Annotated in this window: 4 protein-coding genes; all 4 read left to right on the top strand. The window is 72.4% G+C overall.

Annotated features, from left to right (window positions below):
• Positions 1 to 272: 272 nt before the first annotated feature.
• The 4 genes from WML84_RS14660 to WML84_RS14645 are packed head-to-tail and all read left to right on the top strand — an operon-like array spanning position 273 to position 2632.
• Entirely contained in the window at positions 273 to 806 is a 534-nt protein-coding gene (locus WML84_RS14660; protein WP_347346874.1) for a hypothetical protein, read from the top strand.
• Between the two features lie 30 nt (positions 807 to 836).
• A complete protein-coding gene (locus WML84_RS14655) occupies positions 837 to 1412 on the top strand; it encodes a hypothetical protein (protein ID WP_347346873.1) in 576 nt (191 codons plus the stop codon).
• A 6-nt stretch (positions 1413 to 1418) separates the two neighbouring features.
• Positions 1419 to 2048, top strand: coding sequence for a signal peptidase I (locus WML84_RS14650; RefSeq protein WP_347346872.1), 630 nt, complete (start codon positions 1419 to 1421; stop codon positions 2046 to 2048).
• Positions 2045 to 2632, top strand: coding sequence for a hypothetical protein (locus tag WML84_RS14645; RefSeq protein ID WP_347346871.1), 588 nt, complete (start codon positions 2045 to 2047; stop codon positions 2630 to 2632). The genes WML84_RS14650 and WML84_RS14645 overlap by 4 nt, the downstream gene beginning before the upstream one ends.
• The last annotated feature ends 136 nt before the right edge of the window (positions 2633 to 2768 follow it).

Below are 2768 nucleotides of genomic sequence, written 5' to 3'. Positions count from 1 at the left end.
GAACGGCGTCGGCACGCTGGCCGACGACGAGGCGCTCGCGGCTCTGCGCGAGAAGCTCTCCGGTCGCTGAGCGACTGAGCACACGAGAGGCCGGGACCTGCGGGTCCCGGCCTCTCGGCGTCTTCTCCCGTTGCGCGTGCGTTTTGCGTGCGCCTATGCCCAGCGGAAATGCGTGGCCCCCAGTCCACGCCGCTTTCTGTGCAACGCAGACGACCCCAGGAGTGCGCATGGACCAGACCTCGACGCCTGTGCGACGGAGCAGGACGACGATCGTGAGACTCGCTCTGGCATCCGTCGCCGTTCTCGGTGTGGGCGCCGCCATCACCACCGCCGCGTGGACCGACCAGGCCTGGTTCACCGCCGAGGCGAGCACGGCGCACGTCGAGCTCTACGGCGCGCTCGCGGTCGACGGCGTATGTCCGTCCGCGGACCCCGATCTGTACGACGAAGCCGACGATCTCGCAGGCGCCGTGCAGATCACGCTGGCGTCGGGCTCGTTCGCGGGGCTCGTGCCGGGCGATGAGCGCGCCGTCGGCATCTGCCTCTTCAACGGCGCGACCGTGCCGCTCTCGGTGAGTCTGGGCGCGCCTGATCTGACCGATGATCCGTTGTTCGGCGGCGCCGACCCGGCGGACCTCGAGGTGCAGGTCGCCGGCGCCGCCTTCGCGACGCAGACCCTGGCCGCGAACACCGTGCTTCCGCTCGACGTCGTCGTCACGACCCCGGACCCGTGGTCGGACGAGATGCAGGACCAGACCTCCGGTGTGATCGAGCTCGTCTTCACGGGCTCCACCGACCTGCCGTGAGGCCGGTGTGAGCAAGCTCGGGGCGTCGGTGTGAGCCGCGCCGTGCGCGCCCCCGGTCGCCGCCTCTCGTATGCGGTGGCCGGGTTCGTGATGCTCGCGCTCGGGCTGGCTCTGGCCCTGACGCAGACGGGGCAGGCACGAGCCGTCGAGGGCGTCGATGTCGCCGTCTCGTTCGACGACCTGCGGCCAGGCGAGACCCGTGCCGATGGGGGCACCTACGAGCTCGCGCGCGACGCCCGCCTCGTCGAGTTCGCGTGGACGGAGCGCGACGGCATCCTGCGCGACGCCGAGATCGCCGTCGAGGCGTGCGATGCGACGGGCGGATGCCACGACGCGACGCGCGCGGACGGTGCGGCGTTCCCGGCCGGCGCGGTGCGCATCACGCTCACCGTGACCCTTGCCGACGACGTGGCGCCCGATGCGCGCGGTGTCGCGACCGGACGGCTGACGTTCGTGGCCGACGACGAGCTCGCCGTGACCGGCGGCACCGTGTCGGACGCGCTGCTGTGGGGCGTCGCGCTGACGCTCTCCGGCGCTGCCGTGCTGGCCGCGGCGTCCGCCGCCCGCCGCCGTCGTGTCGCGACCGACCCGACACCCGAGGACTGAGGACCCATGCGCGCGATCCGGATCGTCGGCAACGCCCTGCTGTGGGCGGCGGCGGTGCTCGGCGTGCTCTCGGGAGCGCTCTGGATCGCCCACGGGCTCGGGCTGGTGCAGCCGCTGGTCGTCGTGTCAGGGTCGATGCAGCCGGCGATCCGCACCGGCGATCTGATCATCGCGACATCGACCGATGTCGACGACCTGCACGTCGGCGACGTCGCGAGCCTGCGTTCCGCGCACGGCGACGGGCTCGTGACCCACCGCGTGATCGAGATCGTCCCGCGGGGAGACACGGTCGAACTGCGCATGCAGGGCGACGCCAACGACGTGCCCGACGCCGAGACGTACGCGGTCGGCGCGAACGAGCGTGTGCTGACGCCGGTGCTGACCGTGCCCGGCGGCGGCCACGTGGTGCAGACCCTCACGCGACCCGGCGTCGCGATCCCGCTCGTGGTCTCGATCGCGGCGCTGATCCTCCTCGCGGCGATCCCGCCCTCGCGGGCACGCCGGGGTGAGACCGCCATGGCTGACGCGGCGGATCCCGCTGCGGCGCGTTCGGACGCGGCAGGCGACCACGCGGGCGTGGATGCGGCGGATCACGGAGCCGGCACCTGTGCCGATGGTCGGGAGCGTGTCGCATGACCCCCCGGACTCGGGTGCCGCGGCCGGCGCTCGTCGCACTCGGAGCGGGGATGTTCGCGGTCGCGCTCGGCACGGTCGCGACCTCGACCGCCGCGTGGACGGACCCGGGGCGGTTCGCAGTGGAGGCCTCGACCGGGGAGTGGGGCGCGCCGACCAACGAGTTGGGCGAGTGCGAGGTCCTGCAGCTGCCCGGGCCGGAGCCCGTGCCCGACTCGTACTGCACGATCACGACGCTCGATGTGCGGAACGTCTACCCCGGCGACGGCACCGACATCATGGAGATCCACGCCGAGTTCGAGGCGTCGCACGGGCCGGTGGGCTACGTCTACTGGTTCCGAGTGGATGCGAGCGCGGCCGAGGACGGCCCGGATTGGGGCCAGCAGATGCCCGAGGACTGGAACTGGGACACCAGCGCCACGTTGAACGTGGACAGCTACGATCCTGTCCCCGGATACCGCTGCGACAGCCTTCCGATCGTGGAGGGGATCGCCAAGCCCACCGAGAACCCCCGCTTCACGATCATGCTCGCGGAGGACGTCGACGCGCCCGCCGCGAACAACCGCAACTGCGAGCCGCCACCCTGATGACCGACAGATCGGGCCCGCCACGCCGGTGCCGTCCGGGCTGCGACACGGCTACAGGCGCGCGATCTCCTGCCGCGGCCGCACCGCGATGTCGGTGAGCTGCGTGTCGGGCGGCGCGTCCACGACGAAGCGCACG

This window comes from Microbacterium sp., from assembly GCF_039812165.1.
Classification (GTDB): Bacteria; Actinomycetota; Actinomycetes; order Actinomycetales; family Microbacteriaceae; genus Microbacterium.
The sequence above is the reverse complement of the archived record's forward strand: the minus strand, read 5'-3'. Positions and strand labels throughout refer to the sequence as shown.

Bases quoted from the DNA above. Each gene is read 5' to 3' on its own strand.
- WML84_RS14650 (WP_347346872.1), top strand. From the start codon at position 1,419: ATGCGCGCGATCCGGATCGTCGGCAACGCCCTGCTGTGGGCGGCGGCG.
- WML84_RS14645 (WP_347346871.1), top strand. From the start codon at position 2,045: ATGACCCCCCGGACTCGGGTGCCGCGGCCGGCGCTCGTCGCACTCGGA.